The organism is Amycolatopsis sp. NPDC004772, from assembly GCF_053601215.1.
The window spans coordinates 86243-107577 of the sequence record NZ_JBSGBK010000020.1; the positions used below are offsets into that span (position 1 = coordinate 86243).

A 21335-nucleotide genomic window follows, 5' to 3' on the forward strand; every position below is an offset into this window, starting at 1 on the left:
GAGGAGGAAATCATGTCCCTGCTCGAAGCACCGCGCCTGGAACGGGTGGCGTCGTTCGTGCCGGAGACGAGCCTGCCGGTCGCCGACCTGGCCGGCCCGCTCGGCCTCGACGCGACCCAGCTGCGCTTCTTCACCCGCTTCCTGGGCCTCGACCGGGTCGCCGTCGCCGACGGCCTCGAACTGGCCGACCTGCTGGCCGGCGCGGGGGAGCGCGTGCTGGCCGGAACCGACCGCGACTCGGTCCGGTTCCTGGTCCACGCGCACACCATGCAGCACGTCGCCGTCGCCACGCCCGGCCTCCTCGAGGACGTGCGGACGCGGCTGGAGCTGCACCGCGCGACCGCGTTCAGCCTGTCGCACCTCAACTGCGTGGTCGGCATCCACGCCCTGCACGTCGCCCGCTCGCTGCTGGCCACCGCGGCCCCCGGCGACCGCGTGCTCGTGCTGACCGGCGACAAGGTGCTGATGCACGAGGCCCGCCTCATCCGCGACACCACGATCCAGGGCGACGGCGCCGCCGCGGTGCTGCTCGGCCCGGACCCGCGCGGCGACCGCGTCCTCGGGCGCGCGCTCACCGTGCTCGGCGAGTTCTACCGGGGCATCGACTGCGACGAAGCCCTGCAGCTGCGGTACAAGCACGTCTACCCGGACGCGCTCGCCCAGGTCATGCAGGACGCCCTCGACGACGCCCGGGTCGCCCCCGCGGACATCGCCGCCATCCTGCCGCACAACGTCAACAAGCTGTCGTGGAAACGCATCACCGGCGCGCTCGGCGTGCCGCGGGACCGCGTGTTCCTCGACAACGTCGGGAAGTACGCCCACTGCTACAGCTCCGACCCGTTCATCAACCTGGCGGCGGCGCGCGCGGACGGGCGGGTCGATTCGGGGGACCTCGTGCTGCTGGCTTCGGCCGGCCTCGGGGCGACCTTCGCGGCGGCCGTCGTCGAGATCGGAGAAGGGAACCAGGGATGAATTTCGTGGCACGGCTGAAGAAGGACCTCACCGGCGACGCCGGTGCGCGGTTCGTCTTCGTCAACAACTTCGAGGTGGAGCGCAGCTGGGCGGTGGGCGAGCCGAAACTGCCCGGCGCCGGCATCTCGTTCGCGGGGGCCACGGTCAACCGCATGGAGGAGATGGGCGCGCTGCTCGCCGGCGAGGGCGACCTGGTGGTGCTCAAGGCACCCATGGACGCCGCGTTCGCCGGCTACCTCGCCCGGATCGGCGCGGCCGACGGCTCGACGCTGATCGCCGAGCGCAACGACCCGGACGCGATGGTGACCGAGGACGCGCTCGACTCGCCCGAGCTGCTGGGCAAGCTGCGCGAGCTGGCCGACGGCAACACCTACCTGATGCCGCTGGGCATCTCGGCGTCGGAAGAGGCCCTGGCCAAGGAAAGTGGCTTGCCGCTGGCCGGCTCGACCGCCCAGATCTGCAAGGCGGTCAACGGCAAGGTGTTCAGCCGCGGCCTGGTCGACTCGCTCGGCCTGCGCCAGGTGCCCGGCCGGGTGGTGCACACGGTCGGCGAGCTGCGCGAGGCCCTCACCGCGCAGCTGGTGCTGGGCGGCCGGGTCGTGGTCAAGGAGTCGCTCGGCGTCTCCGGCCGCGGCATGGTCGTCGTCGAGGACGAGCGCGGCGCGAACCGCCTGCTGCGCCTGATCGAGCGCCGCGGGGCCGACGCGCCGGCGAACCTGGTCGTCGAGTCCTGGATCGAGCACGCCCAGGACCTCAACTACCAGTTCGTCGTCTCCCGCACCGGCGGGGTCCGGTTCGAGACGGTCAAGGCCGCCGTGCTGAAGAACGGCGTCCACCAGGGCCACCGCTTCCCGGTCGAGCTGCCGCCGGTCGCGGCCCGGGAACTGGCCGAAGCCGTCGAGAAGATCGGGCGGGCGCTGCACGACGAAGGCTTCTTCGGCATGGTCGGCGTCGACGCGATGCTCTCCGCGGACGGCACGCTCTACCCGTGCCTGGAGATCAACGCCCGGTTCAACATGTCGACCTACCAGAGCCGGATCGCCGAGAAGTTCATCCCCGAGGGCCGGCACGCCATCGCGGCCACCTTCTCGCTGAAGCTCCAGCGCGAGCACACCTTCGCCGAGGTCGAGACCGCACTCGGCGACCTGTTCTTCACCGGCGCCGGCGACACCGGCGTACTGGTCAACAACTTCGCGACGCTCAACGCCGCGGCCACCGGCGAGGGCTCCTTCCACGGCCGTCTCTACGCGATCTGCGTCGGGGACTCGCCGGAGGAGGCCCTCGCCGTCCGGACCGAGGCCGAGCGCCGCCTCGGCGTCATGGCAGGGGAAAACGCATGACCGACATCGACTACCCGGACCTCGCCGCGCGCTTCGGCACGCCGCTGTACGTCTACGACGGCGACGTCCTGCACGCGACCATCACCGGCCTGCGCGCGGTGCTGCACCCGGCGATCGAGGTGTTCTACTCGCTGAAGGCGAACCCGAACATCAGCGTCTTCGCCGCCCTGCACGGCGGCGGCGCGCGGGCCGAGGTTTCGTCCATTGTGGAACTGCAGACCGTGCTGAAAGCCGGGGCCCGGCCGGATGACATCATCTTCCTCGGCCCCGGCAAGAGCCAGGATGAGCTGCGGGCGTGCCTGGACACCGGCGTGTACGCCATCGTCTGCGAGTCCTTCGACGAGCTGGACGACATCGAACGGCTCGGCGCCGAACTCGGCAAGCAGCAGCGGGTGCTGTTGCGGATCAACCCGACCTGCGCGATCAGCGGGTCCCGGCTCACCATGGGCGGCAAGCCCCGCCAGTTCGGCATCGACGAGGCCCAGGTCCTCGCCGCCGGGCCGCGGCTGGCGGAGTACCGCCACGCCGACGTCGCCGGCATCCAGGTCTACATGGGCACCCGCATCCTCGACGCCGAGGTCATCGGCAAGAACACGCGCTACGCCCTCGACCTGGCCGAGCGGGTGGCCGCGGAGACCGGGATCCGGCTGGAAGCCGTCGACATCGGCGGCGGCCTCGGCGTCGCCTACTTCGAGGGCGAGGACGACCTCGAAGCCGCCGACGTGGCCGCCGAGATCAACCCGATGCTGGAGGCGTTCCACCGGGCGCACCCGGCGACCCGGCTGATCATGGAGTCCGGCCGGTTCCTGGCCGGCCGCGCCGGGGTCTACGTGCTCGGCGTCCGGTACGTCAAGGAGTCGATGGGGGAGCGGTTCGCGATCGCGGACGGCGGCACCCACCACCACATGGCGGCCGTCGGCATCGGCTCGTTCGTCAAGCGCAACTTCCCGGCCGTGCTGCTCACCCCGCGCGACGCCGGGGACGACACCGACGACACCGTCGAGCCGGGTCCGTGGACCGTCACCGGGCCGCTGTGCACGCCCAACGACACCCTGCTCAAGCAGGTGAAGCTGCCCGACCTGCGCGCCGGCGACCTGGTCGGCGTCCTGAACTCCGGCGCCTACGGGCCGTCGGCCTCGCCCGGGCTGTTCCTCAGCCACGGGTTCCCCGCCGAGGTGCTCGTCCGCGGGGGTGCGGCCTACCTGGTCCGCGATCGCGACGAGCCCGCGGACCTGCTGCGCAAGCAGCACCTGCACCAGCCCCTTACCGACAGCATGGGAAGTGAGCCGAGATGAACCGCACCGAGATCGTCGCCCACCTGGAGATCGCCCTGTCCGCCGTGCTCAACAAGGAGATCGGCGGCGTCACCCCGGAGCTGCGCCTGTTCGAGGACCTGGCGCTCGACTCCACGAGCGTCATCGAGCTGCTGATGAGCCTCGAGGACACGATCGGCCTCGAGATCGACCCGGACGAGCTCGGCCCGGAGGTCTTCCGCACGGTCGGCAGCCTGACCGACTACATCGAGTCGGCCTTCGCCAGGGCCGCCGCGGCGGTCTGACGCCATGTCCCTGCAAACGCTTGCCCCGCCGGGCCGGGCGGCGGTACCCCCGCGCCCGGCCGGGGTGCACCTGAGCGGTGTGACGCACCGGGTGTTCACCGAGCGCGCCAAGCCGGTGTTCGGGATGCGCCCCGAGCTGGCGCGGCTCATGGTCGAGACCTTCGGCGCCGCGGCGGACCAGGAGGACTTCCTGGCCCGCACCGGCAACGGGTTCATCGAGATGACCGAGGTCCTCCTGGCGGATGCGGGCGCCCCGCTGCCGCCGCTGGACGCGGTGGTGCTCGCCTACCACTCGCCCGACCTGTACCACTCCGAGGTCGCCGGCTGCTACCTGGCCGGCCGCCTGCCCGGGAACCCGGAACCGTGCTCGGTCGCCGGGCCGGGACCGGGTGCCGCGTTCACGGCCCTGCGCCTGCTGGACGGGATGTGCCGGCTCGGCGAGGCGACCTCGGCGGCGCTGCTGGTGTACGACCAGAACGCCGTGCTGTGGGACAGCGGCCACCCGGCCACCCACCGCCCGGACGCGGCGGTGCTGCTGCAGGCCGGCGCGACCGGCGACGTCGCGGTGACGGAACTGGAGGAGGTCCGCCTCGGCGGGACCGGGCCGCACAGCGCCACCTTGGCGCTGGCGGACGTGCTGTACCGGCACCCGGGCGTGGCGGTGCTGGCCGGAGCGGGCCTCGCCAAGCGGCTCGCGGGCACGCCGTACGCCGGGCGCGTCGAGGCGGTGCCGGACCTGTGGTGCACGGGCGTGTGGGCGGGTCTCGCCCGCCGGTGGCCCCTGGAGGAGCCGGTGCTGCTGGCCGACTTCGAGCCGGCGAGCGGCACGTTCTGCAGCTGCCTGCTCGTGCCGGGGAGGGAGCACTGATGGACACGGGGCTGTCCCGGGTCGCCGTGCGGCTGCCCGGCCGGGTCGAGGCCGTCGACGACGTGCTCGTGCGGTCGGGCGCCAAACCGCTGGAGCGGCGCATGTTCGGCCGCATCTACGGCCTGCGCGACAGCCCGGTGCTCGCGCCGGGCGAGCGGATGGCGGACCACCTGGCCGAGGCCGGGCGGGCCGCGCTCGGCGGCGGGCCGGCGAGCCTGGTGCTCTACGGCCACACCCTGCTCATCGCCGAGCTCGACCTGTGCGGCGAGTTCCCGGACCGGCTGCGCGACGCGCTCGGCCTGCCCGGCGTCCCGTTCTTCGGGGTGTCGCACGTGAACTGCACGTCGGTGCTGCGCTCGGTCGAACTCGCCCGGCGCTACCTGGCCCGGCCCGGGGCGGCCCCGGACGACCGGGTGCTCGTGCTCGGCGGCGACCAGGGCAGCGCCAGCGACCGCGGCCGCTACATCCCGGGCACCACCGTCGCGGGCGACACCGCGGCGGCCCTCGTGGTGGAAAACGGGCCCGCGCGCTACCGCTACCTCGGCGGCGCGAGCACCCGCGACACGCGGTTCCACCGCAGCCTGCGGATGACCAAGGAGGAGTTCACCCTCTTCGGCAAGGTCTGCTGCGAGCAGGCGGTCGCCGTGGTGGGCGCCGCGGCGCGGGACGCCGGCCTCACGCTGTCCGATGTGGACTGGGTGCTGCCGGACCTGTCCAACCGGATGTTCTGGCGCACGTTCAGCGGGTTGTCCGGGTTCCCGTTCGAGAAGATCCCCCTGGACCTGGTCGCCGAGCGCGGGCACAACTTCGGGGTCGACTCGCTGCTCGCCCTGCAGCACGCCGACGCGGCCGGACGGCTGCGTCCCGGGCAGCGCTGCGCCCTGGTCTCCGTGGGCCAGGGCGCCTACTTCCAGTCGGTGATCGTCGAGGTCGTGGAGGAGAAGTGAGCACCAGCCTGCTCGAATGCGAGCGAACCGCACGCAGCGACGGCCTCGCCGCCGGTCTCGCGCGGGCCCTGCCCGCCACCCCGGCCGACCGGCTGGCCCCCGGCCGGTACGCGGCCGTGCCCGCCGCGGCCGTCCCCGAAGGCGCCGAAGTGCGCACGCACAGCCTGGCCGACCGCGAGGACATCGTCTTCCTCGCCTGCCCCGGCCGTCCCCGCGAAGAGCGCGACGCCCACGAGCTGGCCGACTTCGGCCGGCACCTGGCCGCGGTCCGGCTCGGGGTGCTGCGCTCGGTGCTCGACCACGTCGTCGAGCACCTGTCGAACCGCACCAGCGGCGACGAACCGCTGATCCGCAAGCAGCTGATCGTCGGCGCGATCGGGGAGGTGATGGCCGCGGTGGAACGGCTGCGCGCGCAGGTGCGCTCGCAGCGGCACCCGGTCGCCGTCGCCGACGTCCACCGCGAACTGGACGAACTGGGCTGGCGGGTGGCCCAGCACCTCGGTGCCTCCGGCTTCCTCGCCACCTCACCCGCGCGGTCGCTCTACGTCTCGGCCCTGGTGGCCGGCACCTGGGTGGACCGGGAACCGGAAGGAGAACCGGCATGATCGAGCTGAGCGACCGCGTCCGCGCGGTCCGCGACCTGAGCCGGGAGGCGGCCGCCGACCTGCGGTCCCGCGCCCTGGCCATCGACGTCGACCCGGACGCGATGGACGAGCACTACGGCTCGCCCGTGTTCGAGATGGTCCGGCAGGCCGACACCCCGCCGCAGTACCGCGAGTCGCTGCCGTCGACGCCGTTGCTGCGCGCGATGGAGCGCGGCTCGTGCCTGGAGAACGTGGCCGGCCTGATCGAACTGGCCCGCGGCGACGTCGGCGCTATCCTCGCCTGTCCGTCACCCGGCCTGGCCGGGGTGTTCGTCGAGCTGCTCGGCACGCCCGAGCAGCAGGAGTGGTTCTTCACCCGGATGCACGGCGGCCGCCGCTGGTCGTTCTTCGCGATGACCGAAGAGGGCCGCGGCAACGACGCGACGGCGATGGAGACCCGCTTCGAGCGTGACGGCGACGGCTGGCGGCTTCACGGCGGCAAGTGCTACGTCGGCAACGCCGCCCGCGGCAGCGTCGGCGTGGTGTTCGGCCGCACCGGCCGCGGCGCACTGTCGATCCGCGCGGCGCTGGTCGAGCTCCCGGCGCCCGGCTGGCACGGCGAGAAGCTCGAGATGATCGGCCTGCGCGGCGCCTACATCAGCAGACTGTCCTTTTCGGACGTCGCCATCCCCGCCGGCCGCATGCTCGGCGACCACCTGCCGGCGACACGGCGGGGCATCTTCGCCGCCATCACGACGTTCAACCACATGCGGGTGCGGATCGCCGCGTCCGCCGTGGGCACGGCCCTCGCCATGGTCGAATACGTGCTGGAGCACCGCAAGAACGCCCCCGGCGGCCAGCTCGCCCTCGCCCGCGCCGAAGCGGGCCGCGAGCTGGTGTACGAGGCGGCGGCGCGGATCGACCGCGACCCCGAGCGCGGCTACCTCTCCAGCGCCGCGAAGCTCGGCGCGATCGGGCTGGCGGTGGGCACCGCGCACTGGGCGTCCGCCGCGCTGGGCCCGGCCGGCCTGATCGAGCACCCGCTGCTGGAGAAGTGGACGCGGGACGTGCACGCGTTCGAGTTCATGGAGGGCACCAGCAACATCCACCGCCTGCACGTGGCGCGCGGGTACCAGGCGGGAGACGCCGATGCCTGACCTCGGGATCGACACGATCGCGTTCGCCTCCGCCCGGCGCGAGGAGTACGTGCCGCTGTCGACGTTGCCCGGAGCCGCCGACCTGGTGCCGCCGGAACGGCTGGCCGCGGCCGGGATTCCGTTGTCGCGCCTGATGGTCCGGATCCCGGAGGACGACGACGTCGACGTCACCGCGCAGGTGCTGGCCGCCCTCGGCCCGCCCGCCGTGCCGCAGCCGCTGTTCTTCGTGCGTTCCGGGCCGCTGCGCGATCCGAACGTCGCCGCCCTGGCCGGGCTGGTGCACCGCAGCGGCTGGGAGGGCGAGGACGTCGGTCTTTCGCACCTCGACGAGCTCGGCGGCACGGCCGTCTTCGGGCTCCTGGAGTGGGCGGTCGAGAGCGAGGCGACGGCGGTCATCTGCGACGAGCCGCTGTTCGCCGACGCGGCCTGCGGCCAGCCGCGGTTCGCGGCGGTCGGCGTCCGGGTGCGCCGCGGGGCCTCCCCGCTGGCCGTTTCCGGCTGTGGGGAAGGGAAACCGGCGCTGACCGGTGACCACCGGTTCACCGGCCGCGGCCCGTGCGACGCGTGGCTGGCGTTCTGCGCGGCGGTGGCCGAAGGGGTGGTCGCCGACGGCGAGCGCGTCCTGCTGCACACGCGCGGGCCGCTGCGCGAGGGCTGGTTGTCCCTGGTCGCGGTGGACGTCACCGCGCTGCGGCTGGTGCCCGCGGCCACGGCGAGCCTGCTCGGGGGGCGGAGTGGATGAGAATCGGCGTGGACCTGATGTCGATCCCGCGGTTCGCGGAGGTCGCGGCGCACCAGCGCTACCGGACGCTGGTCTTCACCCCGGTGGAGCTGGAGCAGGCCGCCCGGATGGGTGCCGAACGGTCCCTGGAACGGCTGGCCGGGCGGTTTTCCGTCAAGGAGGCCACCTGCAAGATGCTGGGCCGCGGCTTCGGCCAGGGCCTGCGCTGGCGTGACATCGAGGTCACCAACGACGACTGGGGAGCGCCGTTGGTGACGCTGGGCGGGGGAGCGGCGGAGATCGCGGACGAGGCCGGCCTGGAGGAGATCGTGGTGACGCTGAGCCACCAGGCCGACCTGGTGGTCGCGGTCGCGGCGGCGGGGTGTGCCCGCCCGCCCCGCCCGTTCCGCCGCGCGGCGGAGCCCGCTCCGGCCGCCCCGGTCCCGGCCCGCTTCGACGAACTGGCGGTCCTGGCCGCCGACCTGTTCTCGGTTCCCCCGACCGAAGTGGCCGCCGCGGCATCGTTCGCGGGCGATCTGGGGGTCACGTCGGTGGTGGTGATCGAGCTGCTCGCCCGGATCGAGCACCGGTACGGCATCCGCATCCCGGAGGCCGGCATCTACCGGATGACCGACCTGCGGCACACCTACGGCGTCGTCGCCGAGGCGGCCGGATGGTAGGGCGGGCAAGGAGAAGGGGCCTTCCGCAAGTGGAAGGCCCCTTCTCGCGCGGGTGCGTCCAACGCAACCAACGCCACATTGGGGCGCTTTGGGGCCGGGCGGCGCCTCAGGCGAGCGTGAAGCGCGAAGCCGCCTGCACCCCGGCCTGGAAGCGGGACACCGCGTCGAGGTTCTGCAGCATCGCGGCGATGTGCCGCCGGCAGGTCCGCACCGACATCCCCAGCCGCCGGGCCACGACCTCGTCCGTCAGGCCCTGGGCCATCAGGCGGGCGATCGTCTGCTGCATGTCGTGGGCGATCTCGCCGCTGTAGCCCTGGTCCTCGGCCGCGAACGGGGTGGCGCCGTCCCACAACTGGTCGAACAGGCCCAGCAGGAAGCGCACCATGCCCTGGTCGCGGACGCGGCGGGCGGACAGGTCGGCGACGTCCAGCGTCACCGCCAGGGACCGGTCGAAGACCACCGCCGCCTCCGGGACGCGGCTCAGCGTGCGGATCTGCGCGCCGCGGCCCGCGAGCTGCGTCAACCGGGCGCGGGCCGCGTAGCCGGCGCGGCTGCGGTGCGGGCAGACCACCCGGACGCCGACGCCGTCGCCCAGCACCGAATAGCACGCGTCCAGCAGCTCGTCGACCAGGTCGTCGGCCGCCTCGCCCGGGTGGAGGACCACCAGTTCGTCGCGGCAGACCTCGGCCGCCAGCTTGATCAGGCCGCGGATCTCGGCGACACCCTCCAGGCGGTCGAGCGTGCCCGCGGCGCCGGCCGGGGCGCGGGTGATGCCGTCGATGCGCTCGCGCAGGCGGTCGGCCATTTCGCGGCGCTCGTACATCGCGCGCTCCAGCGGCGTCACGACGAGCTCCGCGGCCGCCGAGGGTTCCCGGGGGACGAAGCCGTCGGCGACCGCGCGCAGCAGGTGCAGCTCGACGAGCCTGGCCGCGGCCGCGTGGACCGTGTCGGCGGGCAGGCCGAGGTGCGCCGCGGCGGTGTCCACGGACGAGATCCGGCCGCAGCGCGCCGCGTAGCGGTACAGCTCGGCTTCGGGGTCGGGCTCGGGCACGGAGAACGCCCCGAGCGGCGGAAGGGTGGCCGTCGACATCGTGCCTCCAAAGGTCTCGCTTCTGGCACTTTCCACCGTCGCAGCCGGTCTTCTCGGGGCGCTCTCACGCCGCTCTCGCCCGGTGGTGGCGCGATGAGAGCGCGGTGATGGCCGGGTGATTCCGGCCAGTGGTGTCCTCGGGGGGACACGGTTGACCGCCGAAAGCGAAACAGGGTGACGAAATGCCTGACACACTCCCCATCCCGCCGGGGTTCCTCGAGATCCTGATCGCGCACCTGCCGTACGCGCTCGGGGACCGGATCGCCGAGGACGACGACCTCGCCGCGCTCGGGCTCGACTCGATGGGCGTGGTGCAGCTCGTCACCGACCTGGAGGAGACCTTCGACTTCGAGCTGCCCGACGAACTGCTCACCGAGGACACCTTCGCCACCGCGGGCAGCCTGTGGGCGGCCGTCGCGGAGTTCGTCGCCCCGGAGCCCGCCGATGTCTGAGGCGGCCGCCCCGGTGCGGCTCGACCAGCTCCTCACCCGCGGCGCGCCCGGCGACCCGGCCCTGACGTACAAGGACCGGACGCTGACCTACGCCGAGCTCGCCGACCAGGTCGCGCGCGTCGCCCACGGCCTGCACCGGCTCGGCGTCCGCCGCGGCGACCGGGTGGCGGTGTACGCGGAGAAGCGCCTGGAGACCGTGGTCGCGCTGTTCGCCGCTTCGGCCGCCGGCGCGGTGCTGGTGCCGCTGAACCCGCTGTTCAAGGGCCGGCACATCGCCCACGTCGCCACCGACTGCACCCCGAAGGTGGTGCTCACGACCGCCGAGCGGCTGGCGACGGTCCGGGAGGCCGTGCCCGGGAACACCCCGGTCGTGGTGTTCGGACGGCCCGAGTGGGACGCGCTGACCGCGGCCGGGCCGGACGCGGTGCCCGGCGGGGTGATCGACCAGGACCCGGCCGCCATCATGTACACCTCCGGCAGCACCGGCGGCCCCAAGGGGGTCGTGCTGTCCCACCGCAACCTGCTCGCCGGCGCCGCGAGTGTGGCGGAGTACCTCGGCCACACGCGCGACGACGTCGTGCTCGCCGCCCTGCCGCTGAGCTTCGACGCCGGGTTCAGCCAGCTCACCACCGCGTTCGCCGCCGGGGCGCACGTGGTGCTCGTGAACTACCTGCTGCCCAAGGAAATCGTGCGGCTCTGCGCCCGCCACCGCGTCACCGCGCTGACCTGCGTGCCGCCGTTGTGGCTGCAACTGGTGACGCAGGAGTGGCCCGCCGAGGCGACCGCGCGGCTGCGGTACTTCGCCAACACCGGCGGCCGCATGCCGCGCGCCACGCTGGCCAAGCTGCGCCGGATCTTCCCGGCGGCGCAACCGTTCCTGATGTACGGCCTCACCGAGGCCTTCCGCTCCACCTACCTCGACCCGGCCGAGGCCGACCGCCGTCCGGGCTCGATCGGGAAGGCCATCCCCAACGCCGAAGTCCTCGTGCTGCGCGCCGACGGCACGCCCTGCCTGCCCGGCGAGCACGGCGAGCTGGTGCACCGCGGCGCGCTCGTGGCGCTCGGCTACTGGAACGACCCCGGGCGCACGGCGGAGCGCTTCCGCCCGGTGCCGGGCCCGGACGGCTTGGTGCGCCCGGAAATCGCCGTGTGGTCCGGCGACACCGTCTACCGCGACGAGGACGGGTTCCTCTACTTCGTCGGCCGGACCGACGAGATGATCAAGACGTCGGGCTACCGCGTCAGCCCCGCCGAGGTCGAGGAGGCCGCCTACGCGACGGGCCTGGTGGGGGAGGCGGCCGCGTTCGGCGTGCCGGACCCGGTGCTGGGCCACCGGATCGTGCTGGCGGTCGCGCCCGAGGCCGACCCGGAGGCGATTTCCCGGGCGCTGGCGAAGGAACTGCCCGCGTACATGCTGCCGCGGCGGATCGAGGTGCTGCCGAAGCTGCCCCGGTCGGTCAACGGCAAGTTCGACCGCGTCGCGTTGCGCGCGGCGCTCGACGCGGTGCCTGCCGGCACCGAATGACGGCAGTTTCCTGCCACCGCGGGGGAGCGCCGCCCCGGCCGTCCTCGTGCGACAGTCCAAGAGCCGTGAATCGCAAGGAGCGATCCCTATGTTGCAAGCAATCGACCTCCGGAAACGCTATGACGAAGTGCAGGCCCTCGACGGCTTCAGCCTCGAGGTCGCCGCGGGCGAGATCGTCGGGCTGGTCGGCCACAACGGCGCCGGCAAGACCACCTTCGTCGAAATGGTGTCCGGGCTGCTGCGCCCGGACAGCGGAACGGTGCTCGTCGACGGCGAATCGCCGACGCGCGCCCGCGACCGCATCGGCATCTCCCCGCAGCACATCGCGCTCTACCGCCCCTTGACCGTGCGCGAGCACCTGGAGCTCTACGGCCGCCTGGCCGGGCTGCGCCGGGCCGCGCTGCGCTCGGCCATCGACGACCTCACCGCCGCGCTGCGGCTGGAGACCTTCCTGAACCGCACGTGCGGCCTGCTCTCGGGTGGCCAGCAGCGGCGGGCGCAGGCCGCGACGGCGCTGGTGCACCGGCCGGCGCTGCTGCTGCTCGACGAGCCGACCGCCGGTGCCGACCCCGAGACCCGTCAGGCGCTGCTCGACGTGGTCAAGCAACGAGCAGGCGAGGGAGCCGCAGTGGTCTACACCACCCACTACCTGACCGAACTGACCGACCTGCAGGCCACGATCGCGGTGGCCGCCGAAGGCCGGGTGATCGCGCGCGGCGGCGCCGACGAGCTGCTGTCGGGCCTGCCCGGCGAGGTCCGCGTGCGCACCGCCGACGAGCAGCTGGCCGTCTCGACCACCGACCCGACCGGCACGCTGCTGGAGCTGCTGCCCACGGTGACGCGGCCGGTCGAATCCGTCGAGCTGCGCAACCCCAGCCTGGACGACCTCTACCACTCCCTGGCGGTGACCGATGTCGACGCGCACTGACTCCCTCTCCCGGGCCGGCGCCCTCGTCCGCTACAACGCGATCCTGCGCCTGCGCGACCCGTCGCAGCTGATCAGCTACCTGATCACGCCGATGATCTTCATGGTGCTGTTCCAGCCGCTGTACGTGAAGGCGCTGGGCACCGGTGCGGTCGAGGCCGTCACCGGGCAGCTGGTGATGTTCTCGGTGTTCGCGATGGCGATCGTGGGCAACGCGATCTTCGTCGAACGCGAGTGGCGCACCTGGGACCGGCTGCGCGCCAGCCGCGCGGCCCGCGCGGAGCTGCTGATCGGCAAGGCCGTCCCGGTGTTCGTCGTGCTGCTGATCCAGCAGGGCGTCCTGATCATCTACGGCTGGCTCGTCGTCGGGATGCCGTTCCCGGTGTCGCCCGGCCTGGTGTTCGGCGCGATGTGCCTGTGGGGCTTCATGCTGCTGGCCATGGGGGCCGCACTGTCCACTGTGGTCCGCAGCCGCGGCGATCTGATCGTCGCCGTCGACCTCGGCGCGATCACCATCAGCTCGCTCGGCGGCTCGCTGCTGCCGGTGTCGCTGATGCCGCCGTGGGCGCAGGCGGCCGCGCCGTTCTCCCCGGGCTACTGGGGGCTGTCGCTCATCCGCGCGGCCATGGCGGGCAACGCCGAAGCGATGCTGCGCCCGGCGTTGATCGTGCTCGCGATCGGCCTGGCCACCGGCGCCTTCGCCACCTACCGGCTGGCCCACGGCTGGGGCCGCAGCCACCTGCTCTGACCCACTGGAGGGACGGCCATGACGGAACCGGCACACGAATCGGCCGTGGCGCTCGTCGGGATGGCGGGGCGCTTCCCGGGCGCCGCCGACGTCGAGCAGCTGCGCCGCAACCTCGCGGCCGGGCTCCCCGGCCTGCGCGAGCTGACCGACGAAGAGCTCGCCGCCGCGGGCGTGGATCCGGCCACCCCGGGCCACGTCCGCGTCGGCGGGCCGGTGGCCGGCGGCGTCGAGATGTTCGACGCCGCCGCCTTCGGGCTGTCCGCGCGCGAGGCGGAAACCCTGGAACCGCACCACCGGCTCCTGCTGGAGTGCTCGTGGGAAGCCCTGGAACGGGCCGGCTACCGGCCGACGGATCCCGGGGTGCCCGTCGGGCTGTTCGCCGGCTGCGCGTTCCCCGACTACCTGACCCGCAACCTGCCCGGCCTGGCCGGGGAACCGGGCGGCAAGCCCCTGCTGTCCGCGGGGGTGGAGCGCGACTCGCTGACGTCGCTCGTGTCGTACAAGCTGGGCCTGCGCGGCCCGGCGATCACCGTGCAGACGTACTGCTCGACGTCGCTGGTCGCGGTGCACCTGGCGTGCCAGAGCCTGCTGACCTACGAGTGCGACCTGGCCCTGGCCGGGGGCGCCGCGCTGCCGCTGCCGCAGACCGGCGGCCACGTTTTCGAAGAGGGCAGCATCCTCTCGCCCGACGGCCGGGTGCGCGCCCTCGACGCGGAGGCGAACGGCACGGTGATGGGCTCCGGCGCGGCGGTCGTCGCGCTGAAACGCCTGGAGGACGCCCTGGCCGACGGCGACGTCGTGCACGCGGTGCTCCTCGGCTCGGCGGTCAACAACGACGGCCGTGACCGCGCCGGCTACCCCGCGCCCGGGGTCGCCGGACAGGCCGCGGTGGTCGACACCGCGCTGGCCGTGGCCGGGGTGAAACCCGAGACGGTGGGGTACGTCGAGTGCCACGCCGTCGGCACGCCGCTGGGCGACTCGATCGAACTGGCCGCGCTGAACCGGGTTTTCGGGCCGGGACGCGCGGCACCGTGCGTGCTCAGCTCGGTCAAGCCGAGCATCGGGCACCTCGATCGCGCGTCCGGCGTGACGTCCCTGATCCGGGCGGCGCTGAACCTGCGTGACGGCGTCCTGCCGGGCACGGCCGGGTTCCGCACCCCCAATCCCGCGCTCGGTGACCGGTTCACCGTGCTGCCCACCGACGTCCCCTGGCCCGCGGACGGCGCGCCGCGGCGGGCGGGTGTCAGCTCGTTCGGCGTCGGCGGGACGAACGCGCACGTGGTGTTGGAACAGCCGCCGGTCCGGGAGCCACGGCGTTCTCGCGGTCCGCACTTGCTCACGTTTTCCGCCGGGGACGCCGGTGCGCTCGACGAGGTGACCTCGCGGCTGCGCGCGCACCTGGCCGCGCACCCGGATCTGGACCTCGCCGACGTCGCCTTCACGCTGCAGGTGTCGCGGTGTCACTTCGCGCTGCGCCGGGCGGTGGTGGTCGAGGACCTGCCGGACGCGGTGGCGGCGCTGGCCGATCCCGAGCGGTGGCTCGACGGCGAGACGCGTCGCCGTGACCCGCGGTTCCGGCTGGTCGCGGACACCGGCTCCGGCTGGGCGTCGACGGCCGAGGCGGCCCACCGCCTGCTGGCCGGGGCCGAAGTCCCCGCGCCGGCGGCCACGCGCGACGGCGCGCTGTCGGCGTTGACCGCCGGCCTGACCCGGCTGGGCATCCGGCTGGACGAGGGCGCCTCGGAAACGGTCGCCGTCGAGAGCGGGTCGTCGGCCGCGGACCTGCTCGCGGTGGTGGCCCGGCTGTGGCTCGCGGGCTGCACCGTGGACTGGGCCGCGCTGCACCGCGGCGAGGGCCGCCGGGTGGAGCTGCCGCCGTACCCGTTCCAGCGCAAGCGCTTCTGGGTCGACCCGGGGGCCGCCGCACTCCCGGTCGCGCACGTGCCGTCGTGGCGACCCGACCCGCAGCCCCTGGTCGGCTTGGAGAGCCGGCTGCGGGCGGCGGGACCGTGGCTGGTGTTCGCCGCCGATCCGGTCGGCGAGGCGCTCGCTGCCCGCGTCACCCTGGCGGGGGGCGAAGTGACCACCGTGCGGCCGGGGAGCGGGTTCGAGTTCCTGGACACCGGCGACTTCGTCGTCGGGCCCGGCGACCTGCCAGCGCTGGCGCGTTCGCTGGTCGTCGTCCCGCGGACGGTCGTGCACGGCTTCGCCCTGGGCGGCTCACCGGGGGAGATCGAGGTAGCGGCCGGGTTGTGGCCGGAGATGGTGACGCTGACCTCCGGCGCCGTGGGTGTCCTGGGGCCCGACTTGACCACGCCCTCGCAGGCGGGTCTCACGGCGTTGACGCCGCGGCACGTGGACGTGGGGCCGGATGCCGACCTCGACCAGGCGCTGGCGGCGGTGCTGCACGCGGAGTCCCCGCTGGCGGTGCGCGGCGACCAGTCGTGGCGCCTGCACCACGAGCCGTTCGAGCCGGCCGGGCACGCCGAAGCCGAGGTGCACCACGACGTGCCGGACCTGGGCGGACGGCGGGGAATCCTGCTCGTCTCGCCGGATCCCGCCGGCCGCGTCCTGGCCGCCGAAGCCCGCGTGGCGCGGCTCGCCGGCCGCGGGCGGTGGACGACGGTGGTGTCCACTTCGGACCCCGCGCCGGAGGTCCTCGCCGCGGTGGCCGCGGCCGACCAGCTGACCGAGGTGGTGCTGTCCGGGGTGCCGCTCGCCCGCCCGGTGCGGGGCGGTGCGCCGGTTCAGGCGCAGGCCCAGGTCCGCCCGCGGCCGGCACTGGGGACGCCGTTCGTGGAGCCGGAGCCGGGCCTGGAGCAGGAGGTGGCCGCCCGGTGGGCGACGGCCCTCGGGTACACCGAGATCGGCGCGGACGACAATTTCTTCGAGCTGGGCGGCCGTTCCGCGGGCGCGGTCCGCATCGCGGCCCGGTGGAACCTCCCGGCGACGGCGGTCGTGGAGCTGCCCACGGTCCGGTTGCTCGCCGGCCGAATCGCCGATCTGCGTTCCTGACCCACCGAAAGGGCCCCTTCCCGCTGTTGGGAAGGGGCCCTTTCGGTGCCGGTTATCCTCGATCCATGACGAATGTCTTCGCATGGCTGGCGTTGGGCGTCTCGTGCCTTTCGTTCACCTGGCAGCTGATTTCGTGGCGCCGATCCGGTGCCCGTGTCGTCGTGCATTCCGAGCTGACGGTCGCCCCTCGGGAGTTTTTCGACGACGAGGACCGGATGCTTGACGAACAGGGCATGGTGGTGGTGGCTTCCAACGTCGGCCGGCAGGAGGTCTCGATCTACATGGCGGGATTCAAGTTCCCGAAACAAGTCAAGGTGACCGGAGCGCAACGGGTCTTCCGCATGCCCGACAACGACGGCGAGGAGACGTTGCCCTACCGCTTGGCGCCGCAGGCTGAGTACGCGTGCTGGTTCTCCTACCGGGAACTGGTGGATTTCACCGACGACGAGGAACTGTGTGCCGCCACCGAGCTGGTTCCCATCGTGCGAGCCGGGCGGAAGGAGATCGAGGGGAAATTCCATCGCGTAGTGAGCCGCCAGGGACGCCCCGCGCACTTCCGGCGGCCCGAGGTCCGATGAGCGGCTGCGGCAGCGCATGGGTGATGGGCCCGCCGCCAGGGGTATTGGCGGCGGGCCCACCACGTTCCGGGGCCCGGCTCAGGACCAGGGGCGCAGGGCGGCCGCCAGGTGGGCCAAGGTGATCTCTTCCCGCTCCAGCACCGCGAAGTGGCCGCCCTCCAGGACGTGGCCGCGGAACGGGCGGACCGTCTGCTCCCGCCACGCCAGCACCGACTCCACGCTCGCGCGGACGTCGGCCGTGCTCGCCAGGGCCGTCACCGGGACCTCCAGCGGCGGTCCGGACACGTAACCGTACGTGTTCTTCACCGTCAGGTCCGCGCGGATCGGCGGCAGGATGAGCCGCAGCACGCGCGGGTCGTTCAGGAACACCTCCGGCGTTCCGCCCAGCGTGCGCAGCAGCGACACGATCTCCGCGTCGCCCATGCCCGCCACGATCGGGTCGTCCGGGGTCAGCCACTGCGGGGCCGGGCAGCCCGACACCACCAGGTGCACCGGGAGGGCGGCACCGCGGCGAGAAATCTCCCGCACCAGCTCGAACCCGACCAGCGCGCCCAGGCTGTGGCCGTAGACCGCGTACGGGGAGTCGTCCGAGAGCACGAAGTCCGCCAGGTCGGCGACGTACGAAGCCATCGACGTGTGCGGGGTGTCCCGCTGGCGCGTCTCGCGGCCCGGCGGCTGGACCGGGCACACCGTCACCCCGGGCAGCCGGCCGATCCACGCGCGGAACGCCGACGCCGAGCCGCCCGCGTGCGGCAGGCAGTACAGCCGCACGTTCCCCGCGGTCACGGGGAACGGCAGCCAGCGGCTCGCCACCGCCGTCGTCACGACTCCACCTCGAGCGTCACGTACGCCGGCGGCTCCTGGATCGCGTCCAGGTCCGCCGCGAGCACCACGTGCGAGCCCTCCCGCGAGACCTCGCGGAACCCGCTGAACGCGTAGGTGATCTGCATCATCCGGTTGCGGCCGGTTTCGACGAAGTCCGCGCGCAGCCCGGCACCCGCCGCCCGGGCCAGGCCCATCACGTGGCCCAGCAGCACGGTGCCGACGCCGCGCGACATCACGCGGCACGACATCAGCATCATGTTGAGCCGCCAGTCCGGCGACCCCTTCTCCAGCAGCGCCAGGCCGATTTTGCCGTAGGAGCCGAACTTGTCGGTCAGCGACGCGACGAGCAGCACGTGCTCGTCCGACGAGCGCAGCGCGTCCAGCTCGTCGTAGGAGTACGTTCGCCCGGTCGAGTTGAGCTGGTTGGTGCGGACGGTCAGCTCCTCCGCCCGCTGCAAGTCCTCCCGCCTGGCCGGCGCGATGGTGAACCGCAGGTCCAGGCTGGCCAGGAAGTCTTCGCCGGTGCCGGCGAAGTCCGCCTCGACGTCGTCGCGGGCGAGCTGGCTGAAGTACATCCCGCGCCGCTGCGCCGACTCGTCGGTGACGAACCGCGGCGCGAACTCCGGCCGCCGCAACACCTCGTCGGCCTCCAGGATGTCCACTGTGGTCACCTGCGGCAGCGCGAAGGCGACTTCGGCGCGCTCGAACTCCTGGTCGTCGACGAACGCGAAGGCGTCCAGGCCGAGGTTGAGCTTCTGCGCGATCTGGCCGATCGACGCCGACTTCGCGTTCCACGAGATGCGCGGGAACAGGAAGTACTCGTCAAGGCCGAACTCGCGCAGCTTCGCCATGGCGGCTTCGTGGTCGTTCTTGCTGGCGACCGAGTGCAGCACACCCATCGCGTCGAGCCGCTTGACGTGCTCGACCACCCACGGGCGCAGCCGGACGTCACCGTCCTCCAGCAGGACCCCGTCCCAGACGGTGTTGTCGAGGTCCCACACCACGCACTTGATCTTGCCCTGCACCGGCTTCGTGACGGTGGCCGGTTCGATGAGACTGGTCACGGTACCTGCTTCCGGTAGGCCTCGGCGGCGATGGTCATCCGCTGGATCTCGGTGCTGCCCTCGATGATCTCCATGACCTTCGAGTCCCGGTAGAACCGGGCGACGGGGTAGTCGGTGCTGCAGCCGTTGGCGCCGTGCACCTGCACGGCCTCCGACGCGTGTTTCGCGGCCGCGACCGACGCGAAGTACTTCGCCACCCAGGTGGCCATGATCGTCGCCGAGTCGCCGCGGTCCTTGAGCCGGCCGGCCTCGGCCAGCAGCAGCCGGGCCGCGCGGACGTCGGTGACCATGTCCGACAGCTTCGCCTGGATCAACGGTAGGTCCTTCAGCGGCTGACCGCCCACGGTCCGCTTGCTCGTGTAGTCCGCGCACGCGTCGGCGCACGCCTGGATGATGCCCACCGACCCGGCCGCGACGCTGTAGCGGCCGAGGTCGAGCGTGCCGGTGAGAACCATGCCGGAGGCGAAGCCGCTCGGCCCGAGCAGCGCGTCGGCACCCAGCCGGACGCCGTCGAAGGAGATCGACGCCAGCATCGACGAGCGCGTCCCGAGGATGTCGTCGATCGGGGTGACCGTGACACCGGGCGCGCCCCGCGGCACGAGCAGCGCGATCGTGCTGGCCGGGCCCTTCGCGAAGACCAGGAACAGGTTCGCGCGCTGGCCGTTGGTGGTCCACTTCTTGAGGCCGTCGAGCCGCCAGCCGTCGCCGTCGGGGGTGGCGGTCGTGGTGATCGCGGCCGTGTCGCTGCCCGCGCCGGGCTCGGACAGGCAGAACGCGCCGAGGACGCGCCCGCTCGCCAGCTCCGGCCCCCACCGGTGCTGCTGCGCCTCGGTGCCGAAGCGCAGCAACGCCCAGGAGAGCATGGTGTGCACGGTCAGCAGGCTGCGGACCGACGAGCAGCCGCGGCCGACCTCTTCGTGAATCTCGCCGAGGGTGACCATGTCGAGGCCGGAGCCGCCGAGCTCGGGCGGCAGGAACGGCGCCCACAGCCCGGCGTCGGCGATCTTGTCCAGGACGTCCTCGGGGATCCGCCCGGCTTTGTCCCACGCGTCGGCGAAGGGGACGACGTGCTCGTCCACGAAGGCCCGCGCGGCCTCGCGGTCGGGCGCGCGGACCGCGGTGAGTACCTCCGGCACGGGTCAGCCCACCGTCGCGGCCGGGCGCAGGCGGCCGACCAGCTCGGTCATCGCCGCCGCGGTGCGGAAGTTGTCGATCCGCAGTTCCTCGTTGGGGATGGTGACGGCGAAGGTCTTCTCCAGGTGCATCACCAGCTCCATGGCGAACAGGGAGTTGATGTAGCCGAGGGAGAAGATGTCCTCGGTCGCGGTGATCTCGGCCTGGGGGAAGCGGCCGGTGATGAAGGCGAGGATGTCGCCGGTGGTCTCGGACATGGTGGTTTCTCCTTCTGGGTAACGGGATTTCAGCTGTAGGTGTAGAAGCCGCGGCCGGACTTGCGGCCGTGCAGGCCGGCGTCGGTCATCTGCTTGAGCAGCGGGCAGGGGCGGTACTTCGAGTCGGCGTAGTGCTCGTAGAGCACCTCGACGCTGTAGAGGATCGTGTCGACGCCGATCAGGTCGGCCGTCTCGAGCGGGCCCATCGGGTGGCCGAAGCAGCCGCGGAACACCTCGTCGACGGACTCGGCGGTGGCGACGCCCTCGTGCACCAGGTAGGCGGCTTCGTTGACGGTGAGCATGAGCACGCGGTTGGACACGAAGCCCGAGGCGTCCTTCACGTCGACCCAGCGCTTGCCGATGCTGGTGAGCAGCTCGCGGGTGCGCAGGATGGTCTCCGGCGTGGTGTGGAAGCCGGGGATCAGCTCGACGACCGGCTTCTGCGGCACCGGGTTCATGAAGTGCACGCCGATGACGCGGCCCGGGTTCTGGCCGACCGAGGCGATCCGGGTGATCGGCACGGCCGAGGTGTTGGCGATGATCACCGTGTCCGGACCGCAGACCTCGTCGAGCTCGGCGTGCACGGCGGCCTTGATGTCCCAGTCCTCGGTGACGTTCTCGACGAGGATTTCGGTCTTGTCCAGCGCGGCCAGGCCGACCGCGGTGGTGATCCGGGCGAGGATCTCGTCCGCGTCGAGCGCGGGCCCGCCCATGAGCCGGCTGAGCCGGCAGTTGCGCGTGATCGCGGCGCGCGCCTCCTCGAGGATCCGCTCGTCCTTGTCGACGAGCACGACCTCGTGGCCCGCGGCGGCGAAGTCCTGGGCGACGCCGATGCCCATGACGCCGGCGCCCACCACTCCCGTGACTGCCATGACTGTTCCCTTTCTGCTGTGCG

22 protein-coding genes are annotated in these 21335 nt (G+C 72.8%); 16 read left to right on the plus strand and 6 right to left on the minus strand.

Annotated features, from left to right (window positions below; all coding sequences use genetic code 11):
* The first annotated feature begins 12 nt into the window (after window positions 1-12).
* The 10 genes from ACWEF6_RS15175 to acpS are packed head-to-tail and all read left to right on the plus strand — an operon-like array spanning window position 13 to window position 8827.
* A complete protein-coding gene (locus tag ACWEF6_RS15175) occupies window positions 13-972 on the plus strand; it encodes a 3-oxoacyl-ACP synthase III family protein (RefSeq protein WP_449683469.1) in 960 nt (319 codons plus the stop codon).
* Entirely contained in the window at window positions 969-2312 is a 1344-nt protein-coding gene (locus tag ACWEF6_RS15180) for a preATP grasp domain-containing protein (protein ID WP_449683470.1), read from the plus strand. The genes ACWEF6_RS15175 and ACWEF6_RS15180 overlap by 4 nt, the downstream gene beginning before the upstream one ends.
* The gene (locus tag ACWEF6_RS15185) at window positions 2309-3607 is read left to right on the plus strand and encodes a type III PLP-dependent enzyme (RefSeq protein ID WP_449683471.1); all 1299 of its coding nucleotides are present in this window, start codon (window positions 2309-2311) and stop codon (window positions 3605-3607) included. Before ACWEF6_RS15180 ends, ACWEF6_RS15185 begins: the two co-directional genes overlap by 4 nt.
* Window positions 3604-3870: an acyl carrier protein gene (locus ACWEF6_RS15190; RefSeq protein ID WP_003100549.1), complete on the plus strand. Its 267-nt coding sequence runs from the start codon at window positions 3604-3606 to the stop codon at window positions 3868-3870. The genes ACWEF6_RS15185 and ACWEF6_RS15190 overlap by 4 nt, the downstream gene beginning before the upstream one ends.
* A 4-nt stretch (window positions 3871-3874) precedes the next feature.
* Window positions 3875-4738, plus strand: coding sequence for a hypothetical protein (locus ACWEF6_RS15195; RefSeq protein ID WP_449683472.1), 864 nt, complete (start codon window positions 3875-3877; stop codon window positions 4736-4738).
* Window positions 4738-5685, plus strand: a complete 948-nt coding sequence (locus ACWEF6_RS15200; RefSeq protein WP_449683473.1) for a 3-oxoacyl-[acyl-carrier-protein] synthase III C-terminal domain-containing protein — start codon at window positions 4738-4740, stop codon at window positions 5683-5685. Before ACWEF6_RS15195 ends, ACWEF6_RS15200 begins: the two co-directional genes overlap by 1 nt.
* Window positions 5682-6290 (plus strand): acyl-CoA dehydrogenase family protein, encoded by a 609-nt coding sequence (locus ACWEF6_RS15205; RefSeq protein WP_449683474.1) that lies wholly within the window; start codon window positions 5682-5684, stop codon window positions 6288-6290. Before ACWEF6_RS15200 ends, ACWEF6_RS15205 begins: the two co-directional genes overlap by 4 nt.
* The gene (locus ACWEF6_RS15210; RefSeq protein WP_449683475.1) at window positions 6287-7426 is read left to right on the plus strand and encodes an acyl-CoA dehydrogenase family protein; all 1140 of its coding nucleotides are present in this window, start codon (window positions 6287-6289) and stop codon (window positions 7424-7426) included. The genes ACWEF6_RS15205 and ACWEF6_RS15210 overlap by 4 nt, the downstream gene beginning before the upstream one ends.
* Window positions 7419-8168 carry a hypothetical protein gene (locus tag ACWEF6_RS15215; protein WP_449683476.1) on the plus strand — a complete coding sequence of 250 codons (750 nt, stop codon included), beginning with the start codon at window positions 7419-7421 and terminating at the stop codon, window positions 8166-8168. Before ACWEF6_RS15210 ends, ACWEF6_RS15215 begins: the two co-directional genes overlap by 8 nt.
* A complete protein-coding gene (gene acpS, locus ACWEF6_RS15220; protein WP_449683477.1) occupies window positions 8165-8827 on the plus strand; it encodes a holo-ACP synthase in 663 nt (220 codons plus the stop codon). The genes ACWEF6_RS15215 and acpS overlap by 4 nt, the downstream gene beginning before the upstream one ends.
* A 106-nt stretch (window positions 8828-8933) precedes the next feature.
* Here the strand turns inward: acpS and ACWEF6_RS15225 are convergent, their stop codons facing one another.
* Window positions 8934-9917, minus strand: coding sequence for a LuxR C-terminal-related transcriptional regulator (locus ACWEF6_RS15225; protein ID WP_449683478.1), 984 nt, complete (start codon window positions 9915-9917; stop codon window positions 8934-8936).
* A 182-nt stretch (window positions 9918-10099) separates the two neighbouring features.
* Here ACWEF6_RS15225 and ACWEF6_RS15230 point away from each other — a divergent pair, with 182 nt between their 5' ends.
* The 6 genes from ACWEF6_RS15230 to ACWEF6_RS15255 all read left to right on the plus strand — a co-directional run bounded on the left by ACWEF6_RS15230 (window position 10100) and on the right by ACWEF6_RS15255 (window position 17160).
* Window positions 10100-10369 (plus strand): phosphopantetheine-binding protein, encoded by a 270-nt coding sequence (locus tag ACWEF6_RS15230; protein WP_310969779.1) that lies wholly within the window; start codon window positions 10100-10102, stop codon window positions 10367-10369.
* Window positions 10362-11894, plus strand: a complete 1533-nt coding sequence (locus tag ACWEF6_RS15235; protein WP_449683479.1) for an acyl-CoA ligase (AMP-forming), exosortase A system-associated — start codon at window positions 10362-10364, stop codon at window positions 11892-11894. Before ACWEF6_RS15230 ends, ACWEF6_RS15235 begins: the two co-directional genes overlap by 8 nt.
* Before the next feature lie 88 nt (window positions 11895-11982).
* Window positions 11983-12822 carry an ABC transporter ATP-binding protein gene (locus tag ACWEF6_RS15240; protein WP_449683480.1) on the plus strand — a complete coding sequence of 280 codons (840 nt, stop codon included), beginning with the start codon at window positions 11983-11985 and terminating at the stop codon, window positions 12820-12822.
* Window positions 12806-13567, plus strand: coding sequence for an ABC transporter permease (locus ACWEF6_RS15245; protein WP_449683481.1), 762 nt, complete (start codon window positions 12806-12808; stop codon window positions 13565-13567). The genes ACWEF6_RS15240 and ACWEF6_RS15245 overlap by 17 nt, the downstream gene beginning before the upstream one ends.
* Before the next feature lie 18 nt (window positions 13568-13585).
* Window positions 13586-16582: a beta-ketoacyl synthase N-terminal-like domain-containing protein gene (locus ACWEF6_RS15250; RefSeq protein WP_449683482.1), complete on the plus strand. Its 2997-nt coding sequence runs from the start codon at window positions 13586-13588 to the stop codon at window positions 16580-16582.
* Window positions 16583-16647: 65 nt separating this feature from the next.
* Complete coding sequence (locus tag ACWEF6_RS15255) at window positions 16648-17160, plus strand: hypothetical protein (protein ID WP_449683483.1); 513 nt, start codon at window positions 16648-16650, stop codon at window positions 17158-17160.
* A 78-nt stretch (window positions 17161-17238) separates the two neighbouring features.
* Here the strand turns inward: ACWEF6_RS15255 and ACWEF6_RS15260 are convergent, their stop codons facing one another.
* The 5 genes from ACWEF6_RS15260 to ACWEF6_RS15280 are packed head-to-tail and all read right to left on the minus strand — an operon-like array spanning window position 17239 to window position 21312.
* Entirely contained in the window at window positions 17239-17985 is a 747-nt protein-coding gene (locus ACWEF6_RS15260; protein ID WP_449683484.1) for a thioesterase II family protein, read from the minus strand.
* Complete coding sequence (locus ACWEF6_RS15265) at window positions 17982-19049, minus strand: HAD-IIIC family phosphatase (protein WP_449683485.1); 1068 nt, start codon at window positions 19047-19049, stop codon at window positions 17982-17984. Before ACWEF6_RS15265 ends, ACWEF6_RS15260 begins: the two co-directional genes overlap by 4 nt.
* Entirely contained in the window at window positions 19046-20185 is a 1140-nt protein-coding gene (locus ACWEF6_RS15270; RefSeq protein WP_449683486.1) for an acyl-CoA dehydrogenase family protein, read from the minus strand. The genes ACWEF6_RS15265 and ACWEF6_RS15270 overlap by 4 nt, the downstream gene beginning before the upstream one ends.
* 3 nt (window positions 20186-20188) lie before the next feature.
* Complete coding sequence (locus tag ACWEF6_RS15275) at window positions 20189-20440, minus strand: acyl carrier protein (protein WP_003066161.1); 252 nt, start codon at window positions 20438-20440, stop codon at window positions 20189-20191.
* A 29-nt stretch (window positions 20441-20469) separates the two neighbouring features.
* Window positions 20470-21312, minus strand: a complete 843-nt coding sequence (locus ACWEF6_RS15280) for a 3-hydroxyacyl-CoA dehydrogenase family protein (protein WP_449683487.1) — start codon at window positions 21310-21312, stop codon at window positions 20470-20472.
* Window positions 21313-21335 lie beyond the last annotated feature (23 nt).

What these genes read in the sequence shown, in the direction of transcription:
- ACWEF6_RS15175 (WP_449683469.1), top strand. Translation starts at nt 13, where the DNA reads ATGTCCCTGCTCGAAGCACCGCGCCTGGAACGGGTGGCGTCGTTCGTG.
- ACWEF6_RS15180 (WP_449683470.1), top strand. Translation starts at nt 969, where the DNA reads ATGAATTTCGTGGCACGGCTGAAGAAGGACCTCACCGGCGACGCCGGT.
- ACWEF6_RS15185 (WP_449683471.1), top strand. Translation starts at nt 2,309, where the DNA reads ATGACCGACATCGACTACCCGGACCTCGCCGCGCGCTTCGGCACGCCG.
- ACWEF6_RS15190 (WP_003100549.1), top strand. Translation starts at nt 3,604, where the DNA reads ATGAACCGCACCGAGATCGTCGCCCACCTGGAGATCGCCCTGTCCGCC.
- ACWEF6_RS15195 (WP_449683472.1), top strand. Translation starts at nt 3,875, where the DNA reads ATGTCCCTGCAAACGCTTGCCCCGCCGGGCCGGGCGGCGGTACCCCCG.
- ACWEF6_RS15200 (WP_449683473.1), top strand. Translation starts at nt 4,738, where the DNA reads ATGGACACGGGGCTGTCCCGGGTCGCCGTGCGGCTGCCCGGCCGGGTC.
- ACWEF6_RS15210 (WP_449683475.1), top strand. Translation starts at nt 6,287, where the DNA reads ATGATCGAGCTGAGCGACCGCGTCCGCGCGGTCCGCGACCTGAGCCGG.
- ACWEF6_RS15215 (WP_449683476.1), top strand. Translation starts at nt 7,419, where the DNA reads ATGCCTGACCTCGGGATCGACACGATCGCGTTCGCCTCCGCCCGGCGC.
- acpS (WP_449683477.1), top strand. Translation starts at nt 8,165, where the DNA reads ATGAGAATCGGCGTGGACCTGATGTCGATCCCGCGGTTCGCGGAGGTC.
- ACWEF6_RS15225 (WP_449683478.1), bottom strand. Translation starts at nt 9,917, where the DNA reads ATGTCGACGGCCACCCTTCCGCCGCTCGGGGCGTTCTCCGTGCCCGAG.
- ACWEF6_RS15230 (WP_310969779.1), top strand. Translation starts at nt 10,100, where the DNA reads ATGCCTGACACACTCCCCATCCCGCCGGGGTTCCTCGAGATCCTGATC.
- ACWEF6_RS15235 (WP_449683479.1), top strand. Translation starts at nt 10,362, where the DNA reads ATGTCTGAGGCGGCCGCCCCGGTGCGGCTCGACCAGCTCCTCACCCGC.
- ACWEF6_RS15240 (WP_449683480.1), top strand. Translation starts at nt 11,983, where the DNA reads ATGTTGCAAGCAATCGACCTCCGGAAACGCTATGACGAAGTGCAGGCC.
- ACWEF6_RS15245 (WP_449683481.1), top strand. Translation starts at nt 12,806, where the DNA reads ATGTCGACGCGCACTGACTCCCTCTCCCGGGCCGGCGCCCTCGTCCGC.
- ACWEF6_RS15250 (WP_449683482.1), top strand. Translation starts at nt 13,586, where the DNA reads ATGACGGAACCGGCACACGAATCGGCCGTGGCGCTCGTCGGGATGGCG.
- ACWEF6_RS15255 (WP_449683483.1), top strand. Translation starts at nt 16,648, where the DNA reads ATGACGAATGTCTTCGCATGGCTGGCGTTGGGCGTCTCGTGCCTTTCG.
- ACWEF6_RS15275 (WP_003066161.1), bottom strand. Translation starts at nt 20,440, where the DNA reads ATGTCCGAGACCACCGGCGACATCCTCGCCTTCATCACCGGCCGCTTC.
- ACWEF6_RS15280 (WP_449683487.1), bottom strand. Translation starts at nt 21,312, where the DNA reads ATGGCAGTCACGGGAGTGGTGGGCGCCGGCGTCATGGGCATCGGCGTC.